The 23138-nt window shown below is 32.0% G+C and carries 23 protein-coding genes; 14 read left to right on the top strand and 9 right to left on the bottom strand.

All coding sequences use genetic code 11. The annotated features are described in order from the left end of the window. The 3 genes from O970_RS09535 to O970_RS09525 all read right to left on the bottom strand — a co-directional run. Nucleotides 1-389 (bottom strand): contractile injection system protein, VgrG/Pvc8 family (locus O970_RS09535; protein ID WP_202976393.1); only part of this gene is annotated, 389 nt, incomplete at its 3' end. Between the two features lie 907 nt (nucleotides 390-1296). Continuing rightward, nucleotides 1297-1953 carry a DUF7424 family protein gene (locus tag O970_RS09530; protein ID WP_133459464.1) on the bottom strand — a complete coding sequence of 219 codons (657 nt, stop codon included), beginning with the start codon at nucleotides 1951-1953 and terminating at the stop codon, nucleotides 1297-1299. A 974-nt stretch (nucleotides 1954-2927) separates the two neighbouring features. After that, nucleotides 2928-3131, bottom strand: a complete 204-nt coding sequence (locus tag O970_RS09525) for a type II toxin-antitoxin system death-on-curing family toxin (RefSeq protein WP_275055069.1) — start codon at nucleotides 3129-3131, stop codon at nucleotides 2928-2930. A 370-nt stretch (nucleotides 3132-3501) separates the two neighbouring features. Here O970_RS09525 and O970_RS09520 point away from each other — a divergent pair, with 370 nt between their 5' ends. The 13 genes from O970_RS09520 (at nucleotide 3502) to chaB (ending at nucleotide 15601) form a co-directional block, all read left to right on the top strand. Beyond that, nucleotides 3502-3798 carry a DUF6694 family lipoprotein gene (locus O970_RS09520; RefSeq protein WP_133459462.1) on the top strand — a complete coding sequence of 99 codons (297 nt, stop codon included), beginning with the start codon at nucleotides 3502-3504 and terminating at the stop codon, nucleotides 3796-3798. A gap of 169 nt (nucleotides 3799-3967) precedes the next feature. Then, entirely contained in the window at nucleotides 3968-4312 is a 345-nt protein-coding gene (locus tag O970_RS09515) for an integrase core domain-containing protein (RefSeq protein WP_133459465.1), read from the top strand. Between the two features lie 398 nt (nucleotides 4313-4710). Next, entirely contained in the window at nucleotides 4711-5313 is a 603-nt protein-coding gene (locus tag O970_RS09510; protein ID WP_166667117.1) for an HAD-IB family hydrolase, read from the top strand. Between the two features lie 52 nt (nucleotides 5314-5365). After that, nucleotides 5366-6415, top strand: a complete 1050-nt coding sequence (locus tag O970_RS09505) for an ATP-grasp domain-containing protein (protein WP_133459460.1) — start codon at nucleotides 5366-5368, stop codon at nucleotides 6413-6415. An 8-nt stretch (nucleotides 6416-6423) separates the two neighbouring features. Continuing rightward, a complete protein-coding gene (locus tag O970_RS09500; protein WP_133459459.1) occupies nucleotides 6424-7545 on the top strand; it encodes a phosphoribosyltransferase domain-containing protein in 1122 nt (373 codons plus the stop codon). After that, a complete protein-coding gene (locus O970_RS09495; protein WP_133459458.1) occupies nucleotides 7538-8323 on the top strand; it encodes an HAD family hydrolase in 786 nt (261 codons plus the stop codon). The genes O970_RS09500 and O970_RS09495 overlap by 8 nt, the downstream gene beginning before the upstream one ends. Before the next feature lie 5 nt (nucleotides 8324-8328). After that, complete coding sequence (locus O970_RS09490; protein ID WP_133459457.1) at nucleotides 8329-9405, top strand: cysteine protease StiP family protein; 1077 nt, start codon at nucleotides 8329-8331, stop codon at nucleotides 9403-9405. After that, complete coding sequence (locus tag O970_RS09485) at nucleotides 9405-10316, top strand: HpcH/HpaI aldolase/citrate lyase family protein (RefSeq protein WP_133459456.1); 912 nt, start codon at nucleotides 9405-9407, stop codon at nucleotides 10314-10316. Before O970_RS09490 ends, O970_RS09485 begins: the two co-directional genes overlap by 1 nt. Nucleotides 10317-10397: 81 nt before the next feature. Beyond that, nucleotides 10398-10976: a TerD family protein gene (locus tag O970_RS09480; protein ID WP_133459455.1), complete on the top strand. Its 579-nt coding sequence runs from the start codon at nucleotides 10398-10400 to the stop codon at nucleotides 10974-10976. After that, nucleotides 10976-12151: a TerD family protein gene (locus O970_RS09475; protein WP_133459454.1), complete on the top strand. Its 1176-nt coding sequence runs from the start codon at nucleotides 10976-10978 to the stop codon at nucleotides 12149-12151. The genes O970_RS09480 and O970_RS09475 overlap by 1 nt, the downstream gene beginning before the upstream one ends. A 132-nt stretch (nucleotides 12152-12283) precedes the next feature. Beyond that, the gene (locus O970_RS09470; protein ID WP_133459453.1) at nucleotides 12284-13312 is read left to right on the top strand and encodes a TerC/Alx family metal homeostasis membrane protein; all 1029 of its coding nucleotides are present in this window, start codon (nucleotides 12284-12286) and stop codon (nucleotides 13310-13312) included. A gap of 55 nt (nucleotides 13313-13367) precedes the next feature. Next, on the top strand, nucleotides 13368-13946 hold the full coding sequence (locus tag O970_RS09465) for a TerD family protein (protein WP_133459452.1): 579 nt from the start codon (nucleotides 13368-13370) through the stop codon (nucleotides 13944-13946). A gap of 1427 nt (nucleotides 13947-15373) precedes the next feature. Further along, the gene (chaB, locus tag O970_RS09460) at nucleotides 15374-15601 is read left to right on the top strand and encodes a putative cation transport regulator ChaB (RefSeq protein ID WP_133459451.1); all 228 of its coding nucleotides are present in this window, start codon (nucleotides 15374-15376) and stop codon (nucleotides 15599-15601) included. A 1226-nt stretch (nucleotides 15602-16827) separates the two neighbouring features. On the opposite strand, the gene O970_RS09455 is transcribed toward chaB, so the two are convergent. The 6 genes from O970_RS09455 to O970_RS09430 all read right to left on the bottom strand — a co-directional run bounded on the left by O970_RS09455 (nucleotide 16828) and on the right by O970_RS09430 (nucleotide 22228). Next, complete coding sequence (locus O970_RS09455; RefSeq protein WP_133459450.1) at nucleotides 16828-17487, bottom strand: DUF799 domain-containing protein; 660 nt, start codon at nucleotides 17485-17487, stop codon at nucleotides 16828-16830. Nucleotides 17488-17500: 13 nt separating this feature from the next. After that, nucleotides 17501-17851: a DUF4810 domain-containing protein gene (locus tag O970_RS09450; protein ID WP_133459449.1), complete on the bottom strand. Its 351-nt coding sequence runs from the start codon at nucleotides 17849-17851 to the stop codon at nucleotides 17501-17503. Nucleotides 17852-17882: 31 nt separating this feature from the next. Then, nucleotides 17883-18554 (bottom strand): CsgG/HfaB family protein, encoded by a 672-nt coding sequence (locus O970_RS09445; RefSeq protein WP_133459448.1) that lies wholly within the window; start codon nucleotides 18552-18554, stop codon nucleotides 17883-17885. A 281-nt stretch (nucleotides 18555-18835) separates the two neighbouring features. Then, complete coding sequence (locus tag O970_RS09440; RefSeq protein ID WP_133459447.1) at nucleotides 18836-19747, bottom strand: EamA family transporter; 912 nt, start codon at nucleotides 19745-19747, stop codon at nucleotides 18836-18838. 403 nt (nucleotides 19748-20150) lie between these two features. After that, nucleotides 20151-21374, bottom strand: a complete 1224-nt coding sequence (locus tag O970_RS09435; protein WP_133459446.1) for a nucleoside permease — start codon at nucleotides 21372-21374, stop codon at nucleotides 20151-20153. Between the two features lie 35 nt (nucleotides 21375-21409). Next, complete coding sequence (locus tag O970_RS09430; protein WP_133459445.1) at nucleotides 21410-22228, bottom strand: purine-nucleoside phosphorylase; 819 nt, start codon at nucleotides 22226-22228, stop codon at nucleotides 21410-21412. 638 nt (nucleotides 22229-22866) lie between these two features. Here O970_RS09430 and O970_RS09425 point away from each other — a divergent pair. Beyond that, nucleotides 22867-23138 (top strand): lipoyl protein ligase domain-containing protein (locus O970_RS09425; RefSeq protein ID WP_420885475.1); only part of this gene is annotated, 272 nt, incomplete at its 3' end.

Genomic DNA, 23138 nt, shown 5'->3' with positions numbered 1-23138 from the left:
CCTAATAAGGCTAAATGCGGCTCCAATGTCACTTTGTATCGCGCTTCCTGTTTATTTACCGATAGCAGGCTAAATCGAGTAATCACACCATGTAAAGTGCGTGGAAGTACAGGCTTCGTTAATGAGCTTATCTTTTTAGAAAAAGTGGTCGTTAGTTGTGGCTGAAAGGTAAACTGCGCTTTTTGCGTCAGAATTGAATTAGGAGAAAGCTGTTTATCGCTTGAGGTAAAAACAATTTCATAACGCCATAGTTTATTTAATGTTTCTTGTCCTGTAACGGTATGCACAGATATTGGACTACTTACTCTATCTATCTGTAATAGGTAATTATTACTGCTGATTAATTGGCTTTTAAGTAACTCCAGAGTGATATCAGTGGATGCGACCATGCCACTCTCCTTTTATTTAATAAAATAAATAAGATAAAATCAGTTAAACTGATTCTTTGGTTTTTTATTCTTATGGCTTATCAACAATATCAGGATTCATAACTTAACCAAAAACGCTAATCTAAATAGATTAGCATCATATAACTACTTAATAACTAAAACAACTATAAAAAAATAAATATCACACTGCTATTGTAACTATCCCATGACTTTGCAAGCTTGCTGAATGTTACAGAGTTGATTGGCTAATGCTAAAAGTGTTAATAATGATTTTTGTTGTTTGATTTTTTTCTGACACGCCTTTTTACGTTATAAAATAATTTACTGTATCTGGATTTATCGGATACGAAAACAAAAGACTACAGCCCTCAAACGAATAATATATGTGAGCGATTGCATAAGATGATGAAGAGCGAATATGATAATATTATGTTTAGACGTAAAATATATACTGAACTGAAATAAATCCAAAAAATATTGGGCTTTGACTAGAGTTTTACCATCGGGAAAGATCACATTGAGGGAAATACTGTTATGGTAAAACGCCCTGGCAAACTTGAGTAGAGACAAAGGGACTGGCTAAAGAAAAGCTGCTAGAGAATTTATTTTACTTATCAGACAGTCATTGTGTTAGAGCCAATGCCGATGAGTAGGCCGTGTCTGTCAGGTTAAGTTGGAGCTAGTAAAATGCCTAACTATATCCATAACCAAAATTTGGGTTACCTTGCAAATCAATATGTTTGTTTTAAGTCGTCTTCATTATCAATGATAACTAATAATAAAAAACTACCTATACAGTGGTTAAAAGGTGTACGGCACGCTATTTCGCCTTTATAAATTTCTAAGGCGCCTATATGGCGGTTAAGCGATAATAAAAACCCGCCAAAGCGGGTTATTGGTAAAATTTTTATTGTTTGTTTATTTCATATCGCTTGTCAAAATCTTCATAAATTAACGCACCCCCTTGCTTAATTATTGCTAATACAGAAACATCAGAAAGCTTAAATGTTTGAGTTTTTCCCGCTACTAACTGATACCAAGAATAAGGTAAATAATACGTAGAATCAGCAAAAACGCCATGTACCACTATATCTTGGTTTTTATCTAAATCATTTTTAATTGTTACATTAATTGATGGTTCAAATTTAGAAAATGACGATTTTTGTTGTTGATTAATTTTATTCCTGAGGTTATCAGAAACTAACACAATCATGCCGCCGCCAAATCCACCGTTTCGTATTTGAATATCACCAGAAGCTTCCTTACCACCGACAGTAATAGGAATTTCAAACAGCGCTTTTGAGTCCATTTTCTCGCGGTAGCATTCTACATATTTAGCATCGGTGAAAATTTTCGAAATTTCTTTTTTTGCCTCGATTATGTCTGACGATTCTTTTCTTGAATCCTCAAAATTTGTGCAAGACATAACCTCGACAATAAGTTTTGACTGAACTGTTTTGGCGGTTTCGCTATTGACATCGCTTAAATTTACGGTTGGCGCTAACTCAACTTTGCAACCAGATAACAATACAACCGACATTAACCCAATGAGTATTTTTTTCATTTGCTATTCCCCTTTTTTATAAAAGGGCGACAAAATAACAGATAATTTAAACAGTTGCAAATTCATCATTAAACAATGATGAATTTGCAACTGTGTACAGTATGTACTGTACACATCACCGCTATGCTCTATTGATTTAATTTTGTTATCTCCGTTACATTCTATTAGTTTTGATTCAACAATAACAAGAACACCCACCCTATAACGTGGACTACATAGCGTTGTAATTTCTAGCCCGTCGTTAGTTTTTTTGGATTGCCGATCATGCCAGTATTGCGTGAAATAACCCAACTCTTGTTATTAACAAGGGCTTTATTTTTAGCAATAACAACTAGCTAATCATCTTGTATAGTTCAATCTACATTATTGTTTATAGCACTTTTATGCATTGCTTCACGTGTATCGGACATTAGCACTTTTCCACGTGGCAACACCTCTCATTTGGTAAATTAATCACGCCTTTTTGAATATCAAAGCAACTTATAAGTCACTATCTTTTTGACCTTTTGGCATTGTTTTAATACTGGTTTTCTCAATATAAGCTCAATGTTCACCACCGCAATGCTTGGTCGTGATAATGTCCTACCCCGTTAACTTATTTTCTATCGTTAAAATATCACCACAAAATATTAACCGCAAAACATCTTCTTTATAGCAGACTGATAACACTAAAAAATGATATTGCTTGCTAATAATGAGGTTGCGGTTTGAATCGTTGAGATTATATATTGATATTTCAGCGCACTTTCTAAGCCACTTGCGCGGCGGTTAAGTCTGAGAACAACTGCCGATACTTCTTTAAGTATTTCTAACCCCCCTATGCGGCGTTTAAATACCATTTTTAGTTATAAAAACTCTATGAAGGGGTTTGTATCTAGCTCTGTGTTTTATTTCTAACTTTTAACAGTACTCATTAATTTTTGAATAGAATCGGTATTTTTAATACAGAAGCTTCGTGACTCAAATTCTCTCGATCAATGAAAAAGCCAATCGTCTAAAAAGTCTATATTGTATTCCCCTATAGCTATTCCAACGCCCACTTCAACAACTTCTGAGTCTGGTGCGGTAAGCGCCTGTCCATCGAATAGCAAAAATAAACAGCTACAGAACATAGCCATTCTTTTGTTAGCATTTGTCAAAGGATGATTTTTTAATCCGCAGCATGACCACTCTGCCAACGCGCCTTAGGAAGCTATTCGAATAGATGGCAGCTATTAGTATTAGCTTACCTTATCATCAATATCAACTAGATTATAATTGCAGTAATCGTACGTACGATTTAAATTATCTTAAATGTAAGAAATAGATAAAGCCTCTAACCGGATGATCTAACGTTAAATTATTATTAATAAATTTTGAAGTTACCATATTCACTATCTAAAAAAACCTTTTTAAATTCAAAAAATAAGATAATTATCAACTAAATTTAATTCTATCAATCTTAGAATCTCAAAAAATAATCATTTTTATATTTATTTATTGATAATTAGTCATCTTTAATATAAAAATAGTGCCGCATATTAATAAATATACTTTTAAGGAAAGGAAATGCTCAAAAAATTACTAGCCATATCATTATTAAGTTTTTTTCTAATTGCTTGTGGTGACGATACACCTAAATTTGATTTATCATCTATTGAAACTTATGAAACTTCTGGTAAAAGAGTCGTTGAGAAATTAAATGATGCCGATAAAGAAAATTTAGCACGCGTAATTATTAAATTATCTATAGCTGCCGGACTGAACATGGAAAATGAAGGAGATCAAGATAAAATATTTGCTGAAATTAGAAGAAAGCTTGATGGTAAAACAGCTAAAGAAATTATTAACGAATTTGATAAATAATTTACTTTATTAATCACACTCCCACTTTTGTGGGGGTTATATGGAAAAATGTAATATTTAACCTTTTTGATTATCATTATTCCTTTTCAGGATAAACATAAATTCAAATTGTATTTAGATAATTTACAAAAGCATAGGAAAATAAATAATCCCCACTTAATAATGGAAAATTGGTCTATTTCCATTCTGGCATGAAATCGAGCTTATATTTAACAATAGTGTCATACAACTTCCAAACGCGCTTTTACGCACTCTTATAGACCGAGGGACGGAATATAATGGTCATAAGGAGAGTCATGCTTATGAACTTTATCTTAATTTAGAAGATATTGAACACACCAACACCAACGTCTACAGCACTCAAACTAACGGTATTTATGAGCAATTTCATAAGGCGATGAAAACAGAATGTTATGTTATTTTATTTCGACGTAAGATTTACACGCAATTGAGTGAAATACAAAACGATATTGAGCAATGGCCTGCGTTTTACAATCCCCATTCTGGAAAATAGTGTTATGGAAAAACACCATGGTAAATAAGAAACGGGGCCAAAGGGTGGGTTAAGGACAAGCCATTGGAGAAATTATTTTGCTTATCTGACTCGCATTTTGTTAAGACCAAGGTCTATAAATAATAAGTGCCTGTCAGATTCAATTTAAGCTATTTCATTCATTTATAGCATTCCTTTTTACGTTATAAAATAACTTAACTGTCAGATAAAATAAAGATTATTGCAATTGAATATAGGTTCATAATTAACTCCAAATATTTTATTAAATTATTTACTTAACTGATAATAAATGGTTATGCCATGAAATCATCTTTACAAAATAATTGCATTAAATGTATAATCATTTCCAGTATGTTAACAATAAAGTTAAATTGGATAACCAAAGTAAGCCTATTCATATGAAAGTTTTTTTTGACTTTGATGGTACATTAACGACTCGCGATTCATTACTGCCATTTATCATTTTTATTGTTGGCTGGCCCATGTTTATACTGAAATTGATATTGTTATTACCCGTAATGTTTCGCTTTATTTTTAACAGAAAATTGCGTGGTGAAGTTAAGAATAGCGCACTACAAATCTATCTATCGAAATATTCTGTATTAGAATTAAATCATAGTGCCCAAAGATTTATTGAAGAAATATTACCAACCATAATGAGACCAGAGGGCATTGTACTTTTAAAAAAACATATTCTATTAGGTCATGAATGTATTTTAGTTAGTGCCTCTTTAGATCTTTATTTATCACCATGGGCTAAACAGAATGGTTTTTCTAATGTCATATCAACCCCATTTTTAGGAACATTACCCAAAATGATAGGCACAAATTGCTATGGTGAAGAAAAAGTTAAGCAGATTTTAAAACAGTATCCTAATATTCAAGATGACAATACGTACGCATATGGCGATACATCTGGCGATATCCCAATGCTTAAACTAGTCAAACATGGGGCCATGTGGTCTAAAAATAAAAAACAATTTATTCCTATTAATAACTAATTGCTTAAACAGCAGTTACTATTTTATAGATAGCTGGAGTGCTAAAAATTATATGGCGAAGCGTATTTGGTTTACAGAAGGTTTTTCATCACAACGAGAAATCATTTTAGCTATTAAAGATTTTTCTAAAAAATATAATGTTTCTATAGAAATTTTTGCTTCTCATCGGGAATATCGTAAAGAAATTTTATCGGTAGCAGATTATGCGTTTATAGAGCCTTCAAATGAACAAGAGCGTTTACCGTTCTTGATTAATACTATTGAAAAATACTGTATTGATGTATTGTATATTGCTAAAAATGCTAGTTGGTACGAAAAATATCGTTCAAAAATTGAATTAACTGGTGTTAAGTTAATTACTGGTGCAAGCGATATTCAATTACTACATATATCTGAAAATAAAATGGATTTTGCATTATTTATGCAAAAACAAAAATTATCTGTTGTTCCATCTATTTTAATTAATAATATCAATGAGCTAAAAAAACATTTTGCTAACCCTCCTTTTGAGAACTTATGTATTAAACCCGTTGAGGGTATTTATGGTATGGGATTTTGGCGATTTGATAATAAAATTTCGCCATCTAGAATCTTTTCTCATCCTGAAGACAGAAAGGTTAAACCAGAAGTTTATTTACAACTATGCGAAGCATCTAATAATTTTAAACCGATGGTTTTGATGCCATATTTAGGTGCTCCAGAATGTTCAGTTGATATCATCGCCGATAAAGGAGATATTTTATCCGCTGTAGCTAGAGAAAAGCATGGCTCAAAACAAATACTTAAGAATAGTGGTAGTGCTTTTGAACTTGCCTGCCAATGTGCTGAAATTATGCAAGCCGATGGTTTAGTTAATGTTCAAACGCGTAATAATGAATTAGGCTTATCGACGTTATTAGAAATTAATATGCGGCCTTCAGGAGGAGTAGGAAATACATTACTCAGCGGTATTAATCTTCCTGGTTTAATGGTGATGTTTCATTTAAATGTTATGACTCAAGCCGAAATTAAGGCTTATTGTTTAGCTAATTTTAAGTCAACTGAAGTCATTTCTCTTCCTTCGGCGACTAAATATCCGGAAAAATTAACGAATTTAATATAAATTAATATATGAATAATAATAAAAAGAAATTAAGTAGAGGCACGCTCTCAATAAAATATAAAACGGGAAAGTATTCGATAAATGATTTATTTGAAATTGCCGAAAGAAATAATCCTAAAAGAGCTTTTCTGTTTGTAAGTAAGATATTAGGTAAACATATTCCTGTATCGCCAAGTAAAATGCGACAAAGTTATCAAGATTTAAGCCAGTTGTTACCAACTAATCTTAAAGGTGATGCTGTTTTTATTGGAATGGCGGAAACAGCAGTGGGATTGGCTGCTGGTGTATTTCATGAGTCAAAAGACAAATTTGATAACGCAATTTTATTAACATCAACACGTCATGAAATGGATAGTGAGCTCTTATGTGAATTCAAAGAAAATCATAGTCATGCTACAGATCATCTTATTTATCTTCCTAATGATGTAACTATGAGGCAGATATTACATAATGCTAGCACTTTAGTTTTAATTGATGATGAAATGACAACCGGTAATACATTTAGAAATTTAATTGAAGCTCTATTGCATACCGATCACTTTAAAAATATTAAACAGATAATCATATTAACATTGATTAATTGGAATGAGGATGGCATTAAGCACAGTTGTATTCCTATCCATTGTTATGCTTTGCTTAATGGTAGCTGGCTTTGGCACCCTAATTTGCAAGCTACACCTCCGAGCATGCCAAATGTAAATATTACTAAGCAACGTAATACACTTGTAATTGGTGAGCAAGATTGGGGACGATTAGGTGTACAACATAGCGAAGATAATTTAGCTTTACATATTACTGGTCAACCAGATAAAACTATTTTAGTTATTGGCAGTTGCGAATTTTTATGGAAACCTTTCTTATTAGCTGAACGTTTAGAAAAACAAGGAGCAAATGTTTTTTTCTGCTCCACAACACGCTCACCAATTGCTCTTGGTTTAGCCATACAATCTGTTTTATCGTTTACTGATAATTACGGGCAAGGGATACCTAATTTTATTTATAATATTGCTCATCAGAAATTTGATCAGATTTTATTATGTGTTGAGACAACTAAAGAAAGTATAGACCCAGCATTTTTAGATAGTTTATATGCAATTACTCCAGAGGTAGAGGTTATCTGTTATGAATAGTATAGCTTCAATCAAACCCGTTGTATTAACCGACTTAGATGATACTTTATTTCAGACCAAACGGAAAATGCAGCAAGAATTAAATATGTCTATCCATCATGTAGCTGCGCTTGATCGTTCTTTAGTTCCGCGCAGTTTTATGAGTGAAGAGCAATCTTTATTTGTACAGTGGTTATTAAAAAATGCTGATGTTATACCAGTTACGGCCCGTGGAACACAAGAGATTCAACGCGTTAAATTACCATTTAACTCATGGGCAATTACTACTCATGGGGCAGTGATTTTAGATGCGGAAGGAAAAATCGACGAAGCATGGAAAGCACAGATATTAAAAGCTATTCGACCTTACTATAATCGTTTAATTGAATTGCAAAATCAGATTGAACAACTGATGGATGATAGAGGTTTAAATGCTTGGGTAAGAATCAATTATGAATATGACGATATTCCTATCTATTTTGTTATGAAACATAGGGATAGTAATCAATTGGCGCAATTATATAAGTTTGCTGATGAATTAGAACATATATTTAGTACCGACGGATTTTATATCCATCGTAATGATAATAATATAGCTTGGATCCCAACGCCTATCGAAAAAGGGAAAGCGGCATGTTGGCTAATTGAAAAGTTAAAATCAGAACGCGGGGTTTTTCCTTTACTTGGTATTGGTGATAGCTTAAGTGATTTTAGTTTTATGAAGCTTTGCTCTTGGTTTTGTATTCCTCAACAGAGTCAATTCACCAATGCAATTAATCAGTTAATTTTTAGTGAGTAAATATAATGTCTATCATAACCCCTTTTTCTGGCTCCTATAAAGATAACGATGTTCAATTTCTACTCAATATTATAGAAATGGAAATGACGCCAGTTGACCTTAAAGAAAAATTAATTCAATCAGGTAAAAAACACTATTCTGAGATGATTAGTCATGAGTCGCCGCCAACTAGTTGGCATTTAGAATTATTTGAAAAGGCTATACAAAAAGAGGGGGCTAGGCTAGCTAAAGAAGTGACACAATTAGCATTATCGTTAATAAATGAAATTAATCAACCTATTGTTTTAGTTAGTTTAGTCCGCGCTGGTGTTCCTTTAGGCGTTATGTTGCAAAGAGCTTTGCAAGATATGGGAAAAGAATCATATCACTATGGGATTAGTATTATTCGTGATCGAGGCATTGATGAAACTGCGTTGAAATGGATCGAACAACGGCATGGCGTTGAAGGTATTATATTTGTAGATGGCTGGACTGGAAAAGGCGCAATTACTGATGAATTACAGAAATCTATTGCTCGCCGTTCTGGTTACCAAACTATGCCGAAATTATTAGTATTAGCTGATCCTTGTGGTTGTGCTTGGCTATCGGCAAGTGATGACGATTGGCTTATCCCTTTTGGGATCATGGGGGCTCCCGTTTCGGGAATGATTTCTCGATCTATATGGTCTAATAGTGGATTACATAATTGTATCGTTTGTCATCATCTGACTGAATTCGATTGTAGCCAATCGCTGGTTGATATTGTTGATCAGTACCGAGCTAAAATTAAGTTAGAAGAACTACCTACTTTAGTTAACTGTACTACCGATAAGCAAAAATTGCGACAAAGAAGTCGTGATGTTATTCAACAATTAGCCCAAAAATATAGTATTACTAATTTAAATCGGATTAAGCCAGGTATTGCTGAGGCAACACGAGCAGTATTAAGAAGAATCCCTGAACATGTTTTAGTCAGAGATATTAATGATCCTGATGTCCAATTACTGGTCTATTTAGCCAAAAATAAAGGATTAGCCATTTTAGAAGAAAAGACAATGCTAGGGAATTACCGAGCCGTCACAATTATTAAGAAGGTCTCTTAATGAATAAAAATATCTCGCCATGGAATATTGGCTCAAGTTTATATATACCAGCTACCCATTCGGATTTAGTTAATATTATTATTAATAATAAATATTCTGATCTTAAGTCAATTATTATTTGTCTAGAAGATGCCGTTAAAATAGAAGAGTTGGCTTATGCTAAACAGAATTTAAACAATACTATAATAAAAATAGAAGAAAAAATACAGAATGATCCTTCTTATATTGATACTTTACCTTTCATTTTTATTCGGCCGAGAAACACTGATGTAGCAACATGGATCATTGAAAATATTTCATTAAATTATATCTCAGGATTTGTTTTACCAAAATTCGATATAACATCTATCGAAAAATGGTGGCAAATTATTAAATCCTCTCAGTTATACATCATGCCGACATTAGAAAATCATGATGTATACAATGTGCTGAAAATGCAAGCCTTATCAGATAAATTAGCCACCCATCCCTGCCGAGAGAGAATACTTGTAATACGTATAGGCGGCAATGATTTAATGAATGGTCTACGTTTAAGACGGGATAGAGATTTAACATTATATGATGGTCCGATTGGATACGTAATAAAAATGTTAGTAACTGTTTTTTCATCTAATGGATTTTATTTAACCGCACCTGTTTGTGAACATTTTGAGAATAATGATTTGTTAGAAAAAGAAGTAGCGTTGGATATTTTACATGGTTTAGTTGGTAAAACAATTATTCACCCAAATCAGCTAGAAATCATTACTAATTCTTATATGGTTTCAAACAATCAATATTTAGAAGCTCAACAAATTTTAAATGCAACAGAAGCGGTATTTAAAGTTAATGGTTCAATGTGTGAACCGACTACTCAGTATAAATGGGCAATAGACATTATAGAAAGGGCAGAATATTTTGGGATTAATTAATCATCAATAATTAACCCGATAAACTCATCAACAAATTTGTGTAATCTAAGATAGTTAACTTTAAATTAATGGGGGAGAGTAATGATTTCATTGAAAAAAGATCAAACGGTTTCATTAAAAAAGCAAGCATCATTTTTAAATAAGCTACACTTTGGACTTGGTTGGGATCCTGTAAAAAAGAAAGGTTTTTGGCGTTCTTTATTTAGCTCCGGTAGTATTGATCTTGATGCTAGTTGCCTTATGTTGGATGAAAATGGTAGAAAAATTGATGTAGTTTGGTTTGCTCAACTTAAATCAAAATGCCGTGGAGTCAGGCATTGCGGTGATAATTTAACCGGTGCTGGAGATGGTGATGATGAAGTCATTTTAGTTGATTTAGCTAAAATTCCTGCCGAAGTAGAATATCTTGTTTTTACGGTCAATAGTTTTCGCGGGCAAACATTCAATAATGTTGAAAATGCCTTTTGCCGTGTGTTAAATCAAAACAATGAAGAGTTAGTTCGTTATGAATTAACTGAACAGGGAAAGCATACAGGCATAGTAATTGCAACGTTAAAACGTAATAATGGAAATTGGGATTTTACTGCTCAAGGCTATCCTTGTACCGGTAGAACAATTAATAATATGTATCATGATATTGTGAAGATGGTGGTAAGATAATGTTCAATTTATCTTTAGGCGCAAATATTGTTATACCTACAGGTATTATTACCGTCAAGGTTAATTCTGATTTAACGAGTAATACTTCTGCATTTCAATTGTTAGCAAATGGTAAAGTGAAAGATAATTTACATATGATCTTTCAGGGACAACCAAAAAATAACGATGATTCGGTTATATGGGAAAAAAATAATAAAAATAGTCAGTTCATAGTAGATTTACCGCGTTTATCAACAGAAGTACAGAAGATTTGCTTTGCTATTACCTGCGATGAACATCAACGTGTTAGTGATTTAAAAAACTTAGCAATTCAACTTGAATATGATAATGAAATTATCGCAAATGCCGAAGTAGATGTCACAGGTCGTCAGGAAAAAGCATTGATCATAGGTGAAATTTATCGTCGCAATAATGAATGGAAATTTAGGTATAATGCTCATGGATTTAATAATGGCTTAACCTCATTAACGGAACATTTTGGCGTCAGTATCACTGATGAACTAAAATCTAAATTTGTCGATACCACTTCTGCTACGACTTCCTCTCCGACTAATACGGTAGGATTGAGCAAAATATCTTTATCTAAAGAAAAAAAGGTAGTGAATTTAGCTAAACAAGAAGATTACGGTAAAATTGGTATAAACTTGAATTGGCATAAAAATGAAACTAATTTGCAAGAAGGGTTTTTTAGTAAATTATTTAATTGTGGCAATAATGATATTGACTTAGATCTTGGTGCTTTTGTTCGTTTACGAGATAATAATATTTATGTTATTCAAGCATTAGGGAATAGTTTTGGATCATTAGATCACCCATATTACGTTAAATTAATGGGTGACGATCGCAGTGGAGCTAATAAAGATGGCGAATGGATATATATAAATGGTTCACACTGGAACATGATTGATGAAATATTAGTTTATGCTTTTATTTATGACGGTGTTCCTAGTTGGGATAAAACTGATGGTGTTGTTCGAATTCATATACCTGGACAGCCAACTATTGAGACATGCTTAACTGAAGGTGATAATAGAAAAACATTATGTGCTATAGCACGTTTAAAAAATGTATTAGGTAGCATTAAAGTTGAGCGTATCAATCAGTATTTCCACCATCAAGGGGAATTAGATAACGCCTATGGCTGGGGCTTTAGATGGGCTGCCGGACAAAAATAAATCCATAAAATTGATACTAACAGTTTACGTTAGTATATGAAAATAATCATCTGTATAACAGATATAATTAAAATTTTTAAAACTGAGAGTTCCAACGTATCCTCAGTTAATTAAATAATATTAAGGATGAATATGGAAGAACTAACACATATTGGTTTTCCAATAGAAACAATAATAATTTTTATAGCCTTATTAATCGGTGCGCTCTCTATTGATCTTTTTATGCATAAAAAAGATAGCGAAATGAGCTTAAAAAGTGCCGCTTTATGGTCGGTATTTTGGATAATGGTAGCAATGCTTTTTGCTGGTTATCTATATTATCGTCATGGAGCAGAAGTTGGTAGCTTATTTCTTACGGGTTATGCATTAGAGAAAGTATTATCAGTGGATAATCTTTTCGTTATGATGGCTATTTTTTCTTGGTTTTCGATACCGAAGAAATATTGGCATAGAATATTATATTGGGGAATTATAGGCGCTATCATATTTAGATTGATTTTTGTCGCTATTGGTACAGGATTAATTAATTTAAGCGTTTATGTTGAATTAATTTTTGCTTTTGTTGTTGGATGGACAGCAGTGATGATGCTGAAAAATACCTCTGATGAGGATGAAATCGAAGATTACTCTCAGCATTTAGCTTATCGTCTCGTGAAAAAAGTTTTTCCTGTTTGGCCTAAATTATATGGCCACGACTTCTTTATTAATCAAAAACAGGTTAATGAAGAACTAGCTAAGCCAGAAAATAAGAATTTATTGATTAGCCAAAATAATAAAAAATTAATTTATGCCACACCACTCTTTTTATGTCTAGCGGTTATAGAGTTATCGGATGTCATGTTTGCTTTTGATTCAGTTCCAGCGGTGATTGCAATCAGTAAAGAACCTTTAATCGTATATAGTGCAATGTTGTTTGCCATTTTAGGTTTACGTACTTTGTTCTTTGTCTTAGAAGCATTAAAACAATACTTAGTTCATTTAGAAAAATCTGTCGTTATATTATTATTCTTTATTGCTTTTAAATTGTGTTTAAATGCAACTGATCATATATGGCATCATGGCTATAGTATTTCAGCCACAATGAGTTTAATTATAGTATTAACTGTATTAATCATTGGTGTTATTGCAAGTTTTTTATTTCCTGAAAAAACAGATAAATAAAAAAATAAAAGAAAATTATATAGTGTTATAAACAATAATTAAAGGAGTTAAAAAAATGGGAGTTTCTCTTTCAAAAGGCGGTAATGTTTCGTTAAGTAAAACAGCACCAAGCATGAAAAATGTGTTAGTGGCCTTAGGTTGGGATGTTCGTGCTACAGACGGCCAGGATTATGATCTAGATGCCTCAGTTTTCCTTTTAACAGAAACTGGCAAAGTTCGTAATGATTTAGACTTTATATTTTATAATAATTTAAAATCTGTTGATGGCTCTATTGAACATACAGGTGATAATAGAACTGGTGAAGGTGAAGGCGACGATGAAACAATAAAAATACAACTAGATAAAATCCCTGCGGAAATTGCTAAGTTAGTTTTTGTTGTAACAATCCATGACGCTATTGTACATAAACAAAGTTTTGGACAGGTAGAAGGTGCCTACATTAGACTTGTTAACGATGATACTCAAGTTGAAGTTGCCCGATACGATTTAACTGAAGATGCATCTACTGAAACAGCAATGCTTTTTGGTGAATTATATCGTCATAACAATGAGTGGAAATTTAGAGCTGTTGGACAAGGTTATGCAGGAGGATTATCTTCCGTGTGTAAACAATATGGAATTAATGCAGCCTAATTTAAAAAAGCATAGAATATGGGTGTTTCATAAATCAAAGGTAGTAATAGCTTTAAAATAAAAGAAACGCCTATAATCGATCTTGCGATATTCAGTTTAGGCTGGGACGCTAATAGTTAAATATAGTTATGATATGATGATATAGAATGAGAATTCAAATCTATAGAATAAAAAGTCTCTACTAGATTGTTGACATTAGCATCTCAACACGGCGTAAACGTTGAATAAAATGTTTTTAACTCTGGCTATTGATTATAGTGATATTGTTAAATTAGTCAGAGTTAATTACAATAAGTTCTCACAATCTCATTGTTGCACTTAATCGATAAAGTATTTAAAAAAAGAAATTGAGCATATCATATTTAATAATATTAATAGCATTGACCAAAAATAGTAATAACATTGGTAACATCTAATCCAAAGATAAAAAATTTAAATCCTAAAAAATGGGAAAATATTTTTCTATTCCATTCGATAATTTATTAAAAGTTTACTATTTATTAATTCGCCAAAGTTTGATACCGAGGAAGAAATACGCCATTTTGAGAACGATTGTTATAATAAGGCAATGATAGTATAAAAAGAATTAAACTACTGGGCTTTACTAAAATTAAAAATATTCGTACCGATGGACGAAAAGAAAAATCAGCGATTGTTGGAATAGTATATAAAGATAACGCCTCTTTCTGATTATGGTTATTATAATATCGTTGAGTATTATTCAACAAATAGCTAAATCAACTACTCATGGCTACAATTCACAATAATTGGCAAACAAGATAAGGCCAAAGGGTCATCTTCCACTTATCAAAGATAAAATTTATCAACTGGCTAAAAATATTGAAGCAGCTATTACCCGTAGAAAGATTGGGTGATGATATAAAAATATAATTATTCTAAAGAAATCATAGCAAGAGATGGATAAGGACGTATCATATCTACCACAAGCCCAAAGAAATTTTCAGTATCTAATTGATAGGATGAATGTTAGTTAATGAATCTTGTAAGTAATAATAGTAAATATCAAGGTTGGTATTAAAACATTCAATGTGAGAGTAACCTTCGTTGAGAGAAATTATGGATTGATATTGTCGTCATTTTACCGGCAGATTAAACGACATGTGATTTCATATAATCTAACGATCATAGTTATTATTAAAAATATAAGTAGATAATGTACCAAAATTTGTTAGATAAAGATTTATCAATAAAACAAAATTACATTGTAATCTCATATTTGGAAAACAATACATTTGCATGTCATTCACTTAGTAAATAAAAATGATTTATTATATTAAGAAAAATATTTGAAAAATCATATTGCATTTTATTGATTTTAAACGACATGTTATATTAAATACAAATAATAGGATTATATAAAATATTTTATTAAAAACAGTAAGTTATCAACATATCAAGGAAAGAAAATGCCATATAAAAATAGGGAAGATTTGCCACTATCAGTCAAACATGTTTTACCCGATCATGCTCAAGATATTTATAAAGAAGCCTATAATCATGCTTGGGATGAATATAAAGATCCTCAACGTCGTAATAACAATGAAAGCCAAGAGCAAGTATCACATAAAGTTGCTTGGGCAGCCGTTAAGCATCAATATGTTAAAGGAGATGATGGTCTTTGGCATAAAAAATAAAGCCATCTTATCGTCGTTCTAGCCGTTATGTGCTGATAAGATATCAACAAAATAGCGACTACAGCAACGACTAATGATAGCATAATAAAAATAAACCAAAAGTATATTTATCCATTCAGTTACTACATGGCTATGATTAATATATTGTTGATTTGTTCTTTGGGTATACAACTTAATTAGTTTGAGTCATACCATTTTTGTCTTTTTATTTGTAATACCGGTAGATAGATAATGATAGTGTATGTCATATATACACGATTATCTAACTGTTTATTTTCTATAGCGCGTTAGTAGGGTAGTTTTAGATTATACTCATAATATGGGTTACCTGTTAGTGGCAGCTCTTTTGATACAGTATGGGTAATATTTCTGTCCTTCTCCAATTCTATCGACTAGTCCGACTTAGTTGTTTATAAATGGTGATGCTGTTTTTTATTTAATTGAAAATAGGCTATTTCTTATAATAAATAAGATCACTATTTTTTATTTTTTATTAATCAATAATTCATCGCTTCTGTTTACTTAACAGAATGGTTTTGTAAATACCTATACCATATTTACGGCACAATTCTTTAACGGGAATCCCTGCCTCTGCTTATTTTAAAATCGATACGATTTGATGTTCAGTCATTTTTTCATAATTAACTTCCCTTTTACTTTTATCATAGCGAATTTTCTACTTTTTTGCTGTACTGGTTTAGAGGAGAGTTATATTTAGTTATATCACCACTACTAGCTGAGATTGATGATTAGTTAGAAATATAATTACCAAAATCATCAGTATGATATGCAATAATTTCTAATGATGGTTAATGTAATGGGATTATTCTCAAGGTTTTTAGCAATGCAAAACGATAATGAAAAGTGGAAATCAGTAATAAGGATAAAAGATATGGTAATTATTTAAGATATCAGTAACAGATGTGCTAGGAGGCTTGGCAAGGATAAAGCCGATTATCTTGTCGCTGAGGATACCATTATTATGCTTAAATACCGTTTTTAGCTATTTCTACGCGTTATGATCAATCAATTGATCTTTTTTTCAGTTATACCATCTGGTTAGAATAGTAAATAATGCAAAAGTCCCAATTACTTTTAATTCATCCTATTTTTAAAAATAAGCTTATAAATTTTGACTGTTTATCCATTGATATGCTAATAAGGCGGTAACAGATACCGCCTTATTTTATTATATTAGTATACCTATTGATTGATAACTAGTGATCTCATTTAGCATTATTAGCGTATGGACCATATAAAATACCATCATATTTTATTGGATGTGGGGTAAATAATCTCGCAGCAGCTAATCCAGATATTGATACACTGCGATCTCTAACTGTATCACTAATTTGTGTAATAGCCGCAGTAAGTAGGGAACCAATTAGATTACCGTTAGATTGTTGGTTTTCAGAACTTGATGCAGATGCCGTGCCAGTCCAAATTACGCTCGCGGTTCGTGCATCAACTAACTTCGCTTCTAATGTAACACGCGTATCACTCTTAATAATCTGATAATTAGTACCATAATTGGTTATATTTAAATATAGCACAGCATCAGGATGGAAAGTTTGCTGTAATTTTGTTAGAGGAACAGCATGAATGTCATCAGCAATAGTTAAACCATTTTGTTTAAAAACTTCATTAGTCAAATTGACTGGAAAAACATAATATCCTGCTTCCGCCAAAGGTAAGGTAATTTGAGACAACACCCCATAACTAGCGTTGATTTCGTTTGAATGATTAGTAGGTAATAAAACTAAAATAGAGCTAGGTTTACTTTCTTTAAATGCGGCATAATCATAGTTTTTTTCATTTGTTGCGCATCCTACTAGCATAAAAAGAGCAAATAACATTGTTATTAATGCAGTAAATTTATTATTCATTGATTAACGTCCTTTATAATTTTTTTTCAATAAAATCAATAAAATTTTTTGATTCAGGGAAAAGCGATTTTTCTGCTTCAAAGTGTTCAAGTGCTTTATCTTTTTTTCCTGCATTTGAATATAAAAGGCCTAAATGGGCATGCAGACCTGGTGGAACCGGTTTATTGGCCGATTTCGCTTTTTCAATAGTATGTTCTAATGATTGAATTTGTTCAGCATTCCCCGTTTTGTTAACTTGAGTATAGTTATAAAGATTTTCTTGATAATCATCCCAATAATAAATAGTTTTAGCCGATTGACAACCACTTAAAGAAAATAACATTCCTGTAAACAATAAACCTATAACAGATTGTTTTTTTAACATTTTTATAATCCTTTTATTCTTCATTATATTTTTATTTAGTTATAGGCTTCCAAGTACCCTTGTCCAATCCATTAATTAAACTATTAACAGCTTCTCGAATGGCTAAATCTAATACTTTACCATTGAGCGTTGAGTCATAACCGGCTTTACCACCAAAACCTAATATTTCACGATTTGATAAATTATACTCACCAGCACCTTGTACAGAATAAGATACTTGAGACGTTTGAATATCGATAATATTTAGCGTAACTTTAGCGTAAGCGACTTGTTGTTTGCCTTTTCCAAGAATACCCCACAATTGATGATCGCCGATTTCTTTACGACCAAATTCAGTCACATCACCTGAGATAATGTAATTAGCTCCCATCACTTTTTGTTGCTGTTTGCTATATTTTGCTTCAGTCGCTAATTCTTGCATATTAGTTCTATCTAACACATTAAAACGATCAGTCTGTTGCAAATGACTAATTAATAAAGTTTTAGATTGATTACCGATCCTATCAACGCCATCAGAAAAAATTCCATTCTGGTAAGTAGAACGATTCTCAAATTTACCTATAGCAATATTGGTTTTTATACCGTGATATTCAGAGTGATAACTATTTACAGTGGGTAGTTCAATCGTTCTTGAAGACTCTTTAGCACAGCCAAATAATAAACTACTCGTTATCATTATTCCTACTAGTTGTCTTTTTTTCATCTTATATCCTTCCTTTATTTTTACTTTTTTATTAAATTATTTTAAATTTTAGCCTTAAACAATAAATGACGATCAATTTATTGCTTAACCACTAAGCCCCTATTCAACTAAATAAATAGTTTAAAAAGGCTAAGACAATATAACAACACCCCATTATCAACATAAAACTACATAACCGTTATGTTATATATTTGATTTAATTTATATTCACAATGGAAATTGTCTATTATCTTAACCCTGCTTTTGTTCTTTTCAACTCTACTTTCAAATGATGCTTAATATTAAACCTTGCGCTGTTTAATGTGAGGAATGAAGTTAGGCACTATAATCGCCAATAAAATGCATACTACGCCTAACCACTGGGATAGATTAACATTTTCTTTGAGATAAAAATAAGATGCTATTACGGCAACAGGTAACTCAGCTGTTGATAATATTGCGCCTAATGAAATACCCACTTTAGGTATACCTAGTGAAAATAAGAATGGGGGTAATACTGTTCCTAAAATAGCTAACAAAATCCCCATTTGATAAAGTTTATCATTAAGACCCAATTTAAATAGGAAGATTGGCGGAAAAATAACAAAGGTAATAAAACATGCCCCCGTTATCATTAGTGCACTCTTTTTCAAAGTAGGTAATTGATTGCCAACTCGACTACTAGTAATTATAAATAGTGAGTAAGTTAAAGCGGCTAATAAACCAAATAAATAGCCTTTTATATTAATGACCATATTTTGATTAAAAATACCAGCTGCTAATAAACTACCGAAAATAATCATCATTACCGTTAAAATTTGGTTCTTAGTCGGTCTGTTTTTAAAAATTAAAAAATCAACAATGACGCTTATCCATAAATATTGCATTAGCAAAATAATTGCCACAGATGCGGGAATCAACTGCACGCATTGGTAATAAAAAATGCCTACCAATCCTGGGAAAAATCCGGCTAAACACACCTGCCATAGCCTATTGCCCTGAATGGTTTTAGGTGGTAATACTGTTGGCTTATAAATGAGATGATAAATAGCATAAATAGCCCATAAGATTATCATGCCAAAGAAAGTCTGTATGCCTGTAACTTGTCCTAGAGAATAACCCGACTTATATGCCGTTTTAACAATTGATGATAATACCCCAAAACTACATGCACCTAAAAAAACCAATAGTGCACCTAAAAAACGTTCTTTCATATATTGCTATCTCTATATTCGCCACTTATTTTTAATAAGTGTTTGACTTTACCATTTAATAATATCGAATGATAAAGTGTCATCTTTCTTAATTACTTTGTATTATTGCCAATTAAATTGGAAGTTTTAGCCTAAAATAATATCTATCTTAGTTATCAATTGTCATAATAAGTTTATTTTACATTTAATTAAATTATCGCTATTTATTAGGTAAGGAAGTACACCTAGGTAAGTCTGTTAAGCTACTACTTTATTGCGTCGACAAGTATAGTTAATGATACTATTAGCTAGATAGGATAGTTAATCATTAATGAACTTATTGATTCTTTAATGATTAACTATTACATAGTTCCAAACTGGATTAAGTAAACGACCATCTACATCGAGCGCTTACGACGCTTTTTCATTTAGCCTTTTCTCTAAAAGTATAATAGAAAATTATGGCTAATAGTAGTGCATAAGCTGCAAAGACTAACCAAATAGCTTGCCAATCTTTGATACCATCTATAGAAGTAAATTTATCAACAACTTTACCACTTAGAATTGAACCAACATAAGAGCCTATGCCATTAACCATCGTCATAAATAAGCCTTGGGCGCTAGCTCGAATCGCTGGATTGACTTCTTTTTCAATAAATATCGATCCTGAGATATTAAAAAAGTCAAAGGCACATCCATACACTATCATCGATAATAGTAGTAATATAAATCCAAATGGTGAAGGATCACCAAATGCAAATAAACCAAAGCGTAATGTCCATGCTAGCATACTAATGATCATAACTTGCTTGATACCAAAGCGTTTCAAGAAGAATGGAATAGCTAAAATAAATCCAATCTCAGCCATTTGAGATATCGAAAGTAAAATTGCTGGATATTGTACGACTAAGCTATCTTTATATTCTGGAATAAGTTTAAAATCTTGCAAGAAAGGATTACCAAAGGTATTGGTTATTTGTAACACCGCGCCTAATAACATTGCAAATAAGAAAAAGACAGCCATGGTTGGTTGTTTAAATAATACCAACGCATCTAAACCAAGACGAGATATCCATGTTTGGCTCTCTTTTTTTTCTACAGGTACATAAGGTAATGTTAATGAATAAATAACTAATAACAATGAGGAGGCAGAAGCGATATAAAATTGTGTATTACTCTCTTCAATTTTTAATAAACTAATTAACCACATTGCCGCAATAAAACCCACTGTACCAAATACACGAATACTTGGAAATGTGGTTACAGTATCAATTTTTTGATTATCTAAACAAAAATAACTAATTGAATTAGATAAAGAAATACTTGGCATATAAGCTAACATGTTAATTAACATGATCATAAACATAATCATTGGGCTTGAAACTGATGCGGCAAAAAACAAGGCGATAGCACCAATCAAATGACACAACACATAAAGATACTTAGCTGAAACCCATTTATCAGCAATAATCCCCATCAAACAAGGCATAAATAAAGAGGCAATACCAAATGAACTGACGACGATACCAACATCACTACCACTAAAGCCTAAGGTTTGCATCATATAAGAGCCGGAAGTGATAAGCCAGCTTCCCCAAACAAAGTATTGCAAAAAAAGCATGACTTTCAAACGATTTTTAATATTCATTATTGTACCTTAGTTCAATAAGTTAACGTATTTAATTAGAATCTTGCAATAATTTCAGTCACTAAATTTAAGAAAGTTGTTTTTACTCTTTCCGCTGTTTCGATCACTTCTTCATGGCCTAACGGTTGATCTAAAATCCCACATGCCATATTGGTTAAACATGATATGCCGATAGTCTCAATACCTGAATGACGAGCAATAATCGCTTCTGGTACCGTTGACATACCAACTGCATCCGCACCCATAGTACGCATCATACGAATTTCCGCTGGTGTTTCGTACATCGGACCACTCCACCACGCATAAACACCCTGTCTTAAGGTAATATTTAAATCATCGGCAATATCTAATACTGTTTTTCTTAACTTTTTACTATAAGTATCACTTAAATCTAAGAAACGAACACCAAGATCAGCATTATTTGGACCAAGTAATGGATTGTTACCTGTTAAATTAATGTGATCAGTAATTAACATTAAATCGCCCGGTGCAAAATCGGTATTAATCGCGCCACAAGCATTGGTAATAATCAGTTTTTCGATCCCAAGCATTTTCATTACCCGTACAGGGAAGGTAACTTGATCTAACGTACATCCTTCATAATAATGAAAACGCCCTTTCATTGCGACAATCGTTTTTCCGCCTACATCACCAATAACAAGTTCATTAGCATGACCAACAGCCGCTGATTTTGTGAAATGTGGAATATTATCGTAAGGAATATGTACTGCATTTTGTAGCGTATCAGCAAATGGCCCTAACCCTGAACCTAGAATAATTCCAATAGTTGGTTTTTTATTGGTTAAAGTTTGGATATAACTTACTGCTTCTTTGATATCAGCGGTCTTATGCATAATCATGTTCCTTAAATAAAAATAGTATCAGTGTAAAAATATTTACAAACAATATTATAACGATAACTTAAACTATGAAGTTTTTCCTAAACTTTCAGAAAAAGCTAGCTTAAGAAAGCGTAAATGCAATTTATTATAACAAATTTAATGGCAAAAAATAAAAAATAAGCGTTTATTATTTAAAAAAATATTTGTTAAAGAGGAACCATTAATCATCGGATATAATTATCAAATAATAGAAAAATTGCTCACTCATATTCAGTATTAATCAATGCACATTGATTTTAAATAAGGTTACTTACGGAAAAATAGTGGAGATAACAACGTGCAGATATTTGATGGATATGACAAGCAATCATAAAAAATGAATAGTTTGCATAGTTAACATTAATTAAAAGTTTGTCTGTATTTAACAATATAAACTTAGCTTAAAATAACACAATTTCATTTTCGTCAAACATGCAGATAAGCGATTAGCCTAATTGATTTTAATTATGATGTACTGAATTAAAATTAATCTTTTATTCGATATTTACCCCAAATAGGTAATGCAACTCACTAAAGTTTAAGTCATAATAACTTTTATTATATAAATTCTGGTGTTATAGATATTTATAGTCAATTATTGGTAATTATTTATGTCCTCATTGCGTGTACTTTTTTCTACTTCTTATAATCCTTGGTTTAATTTAGCGGTTGAAGATGCGATTTTCCGTCAAGTAACACCTTCACAACGTATACTTTTTTTATGGCGTAACAATAATACGGTTGTCATTGGTCGAGCACAAAATCCATGGAAAGAGTGTAATACACGAAAAATGGAGCAAGATGGAATTAAACTTGCTAGACGTAGCAGTGGCGGAGGCGCGGTTTTTCACGATTTAGGCAACACTTGTTTTACTTTTATGGC

Origin of the sequence: Candidatus Schmidhempelia bombi str. Bimp (assembly GCF_000471645.3) — a bacterium.
Taxonomy (GTDB): Bacteria; Pseudomonadota; Gammaproteobacteria; order Enterobacterales; family Orbaceae; genus Utexia; species Utexia bombi.
This window is presented reverse-complemented; position numbering and strand designations above follow the sequence as displayed.

Excerpts from the sequence above, each read along its gene's own strand:
- O970_RS09505 (WP_133459460.1), top strand. The coding sequence starts at position 5,366 with ATGGCGAAGCGTATTTGGTTTACAGAAGGTTTTTCATCACAACGAGAA.
- O970_RS09455 (WP_133459450.1), bottom strand. The coding sequence starts at position 17,487 with ATGAATAATAAATTTACTGCATTAATAACAATGTTATTTGCTCTTTTT.
- O970_RS09465 (WP_133459452.1), top strand. The coding sequence starts at position 13,368 with ATGGGAGTTTCTCTTTCAAAAGGCGGTAATGTTTCGTTAAGTAAAACA.
- O970_RS09520 (WP_133459462.1), top strand. The coding sequence starts at position 3,502 with ATGCTCAAAAAATTACTAGCCATATCATTATTAAGTTTTTTTCTAATT.
- O970_RS09500 (WP_133459459.1), top strand. The coding sequence starts at position 6,424 with ATGAATAATAATAAAAAGAAATTAAGTAGAGGCACGCTCTCAATAAAA.
- chaB (WP_133459451.1), top strand. The coding sequence starts at position 15,374 with ATGCCATATAAAAATAGGGAAGATTTGCCACTATCAGTCAAACATGTT.
- O970_RS09440 (WP_133459447.1), bottom strand. The coding sequence starts at position 19,747 with ATGAAAGAACGTTTTTTAGGTGCACTATTGGTTTTTTTAGGTGCATGT.
- O970_RS09480 (WP_133459455.1), top strand. The coding sequence starts at position 10,398 with ATGATTTCATTGAAAAAAGATCAAACGGTTTCATTAAAAAAGCAAGCA.
- O970_RS09450 (WP_133459449.1), bottom strand. The coding sequence starts at position 17,851 with ATGTTAAAAAAACAATCTGTTATAGGTTTATTGTTTACAGGAATGTTA.
- O970_RS09435 (WP_133459446.1), bottom strand. The coding sequence starts at position 21,374 with ATGAATATTAAAAATCGTTTGAAAGTCATGCTTTTTTTGCAATACTTT.
- O970_RS09490 (WP_133459457.1), top strand. The coding sequence starts at position 8,329 with ATGTCTATCATAACCCCTTTTTCTGGCTCCTATAAAGATAACGATGTT.
- O970_RS09530 (WP_133459464.1), bottom strand. The coding sequence starts at position 1,953 with ATGAAAAAAATACTCATTGGGTTAATGTCGGTTGTATTGTTATCTGGT.
- O970_RS09495 (WP_133459458.1), top strand. The coding sequence starts at position 7,538 with ATGAATAGTATAGCTTCAATCAAACCCGTTGTATTAACCGACTTAGAT.
- O970_RS09485 (WP_133459456.1), top strand. The coding sequence starts at position 9,405 with ATGAATAAAAATATCTCGCCATGGAATATTGGCTCAAGTTTATATATA.
- O970_RS09470 (WP_133459453.1), top strand. The coding sequence starts at position 12,284 with ATGGAAGAACTAACACATATTGGTTTTCCAATAGAAACAATAATAATT.
- O970_RS09445 (WP_133459448.1), bottom strand. The coding sequence starts at position 18,554 with ATGAAAAAAAGACAACTAGTAGGAATAATGATAACGAGTAGTTTATTA.
- O970_RS09475 (WP_133459454.1), top strand. The coding sequence starts at position 10,976 with ATGTTCAATTTATCTTTAGGCGCAAATATTGTTATACCTACAGGTATT.
- O970_RS09430 (WP_133459445.1), bottom strand. The coding sequence starts at position 22,228 with ATGCATAAGACCGCTGATATCAAAGAAGCAGTAAGTTATATCCAAACT.
- O970_RS09510 (WP_166667117.1), top strand. The coding sequence starts at position 4,711 with ATGAAAGTTTTTTTTGACTTTGATGGTACATTAACGACTCGCGATTCA.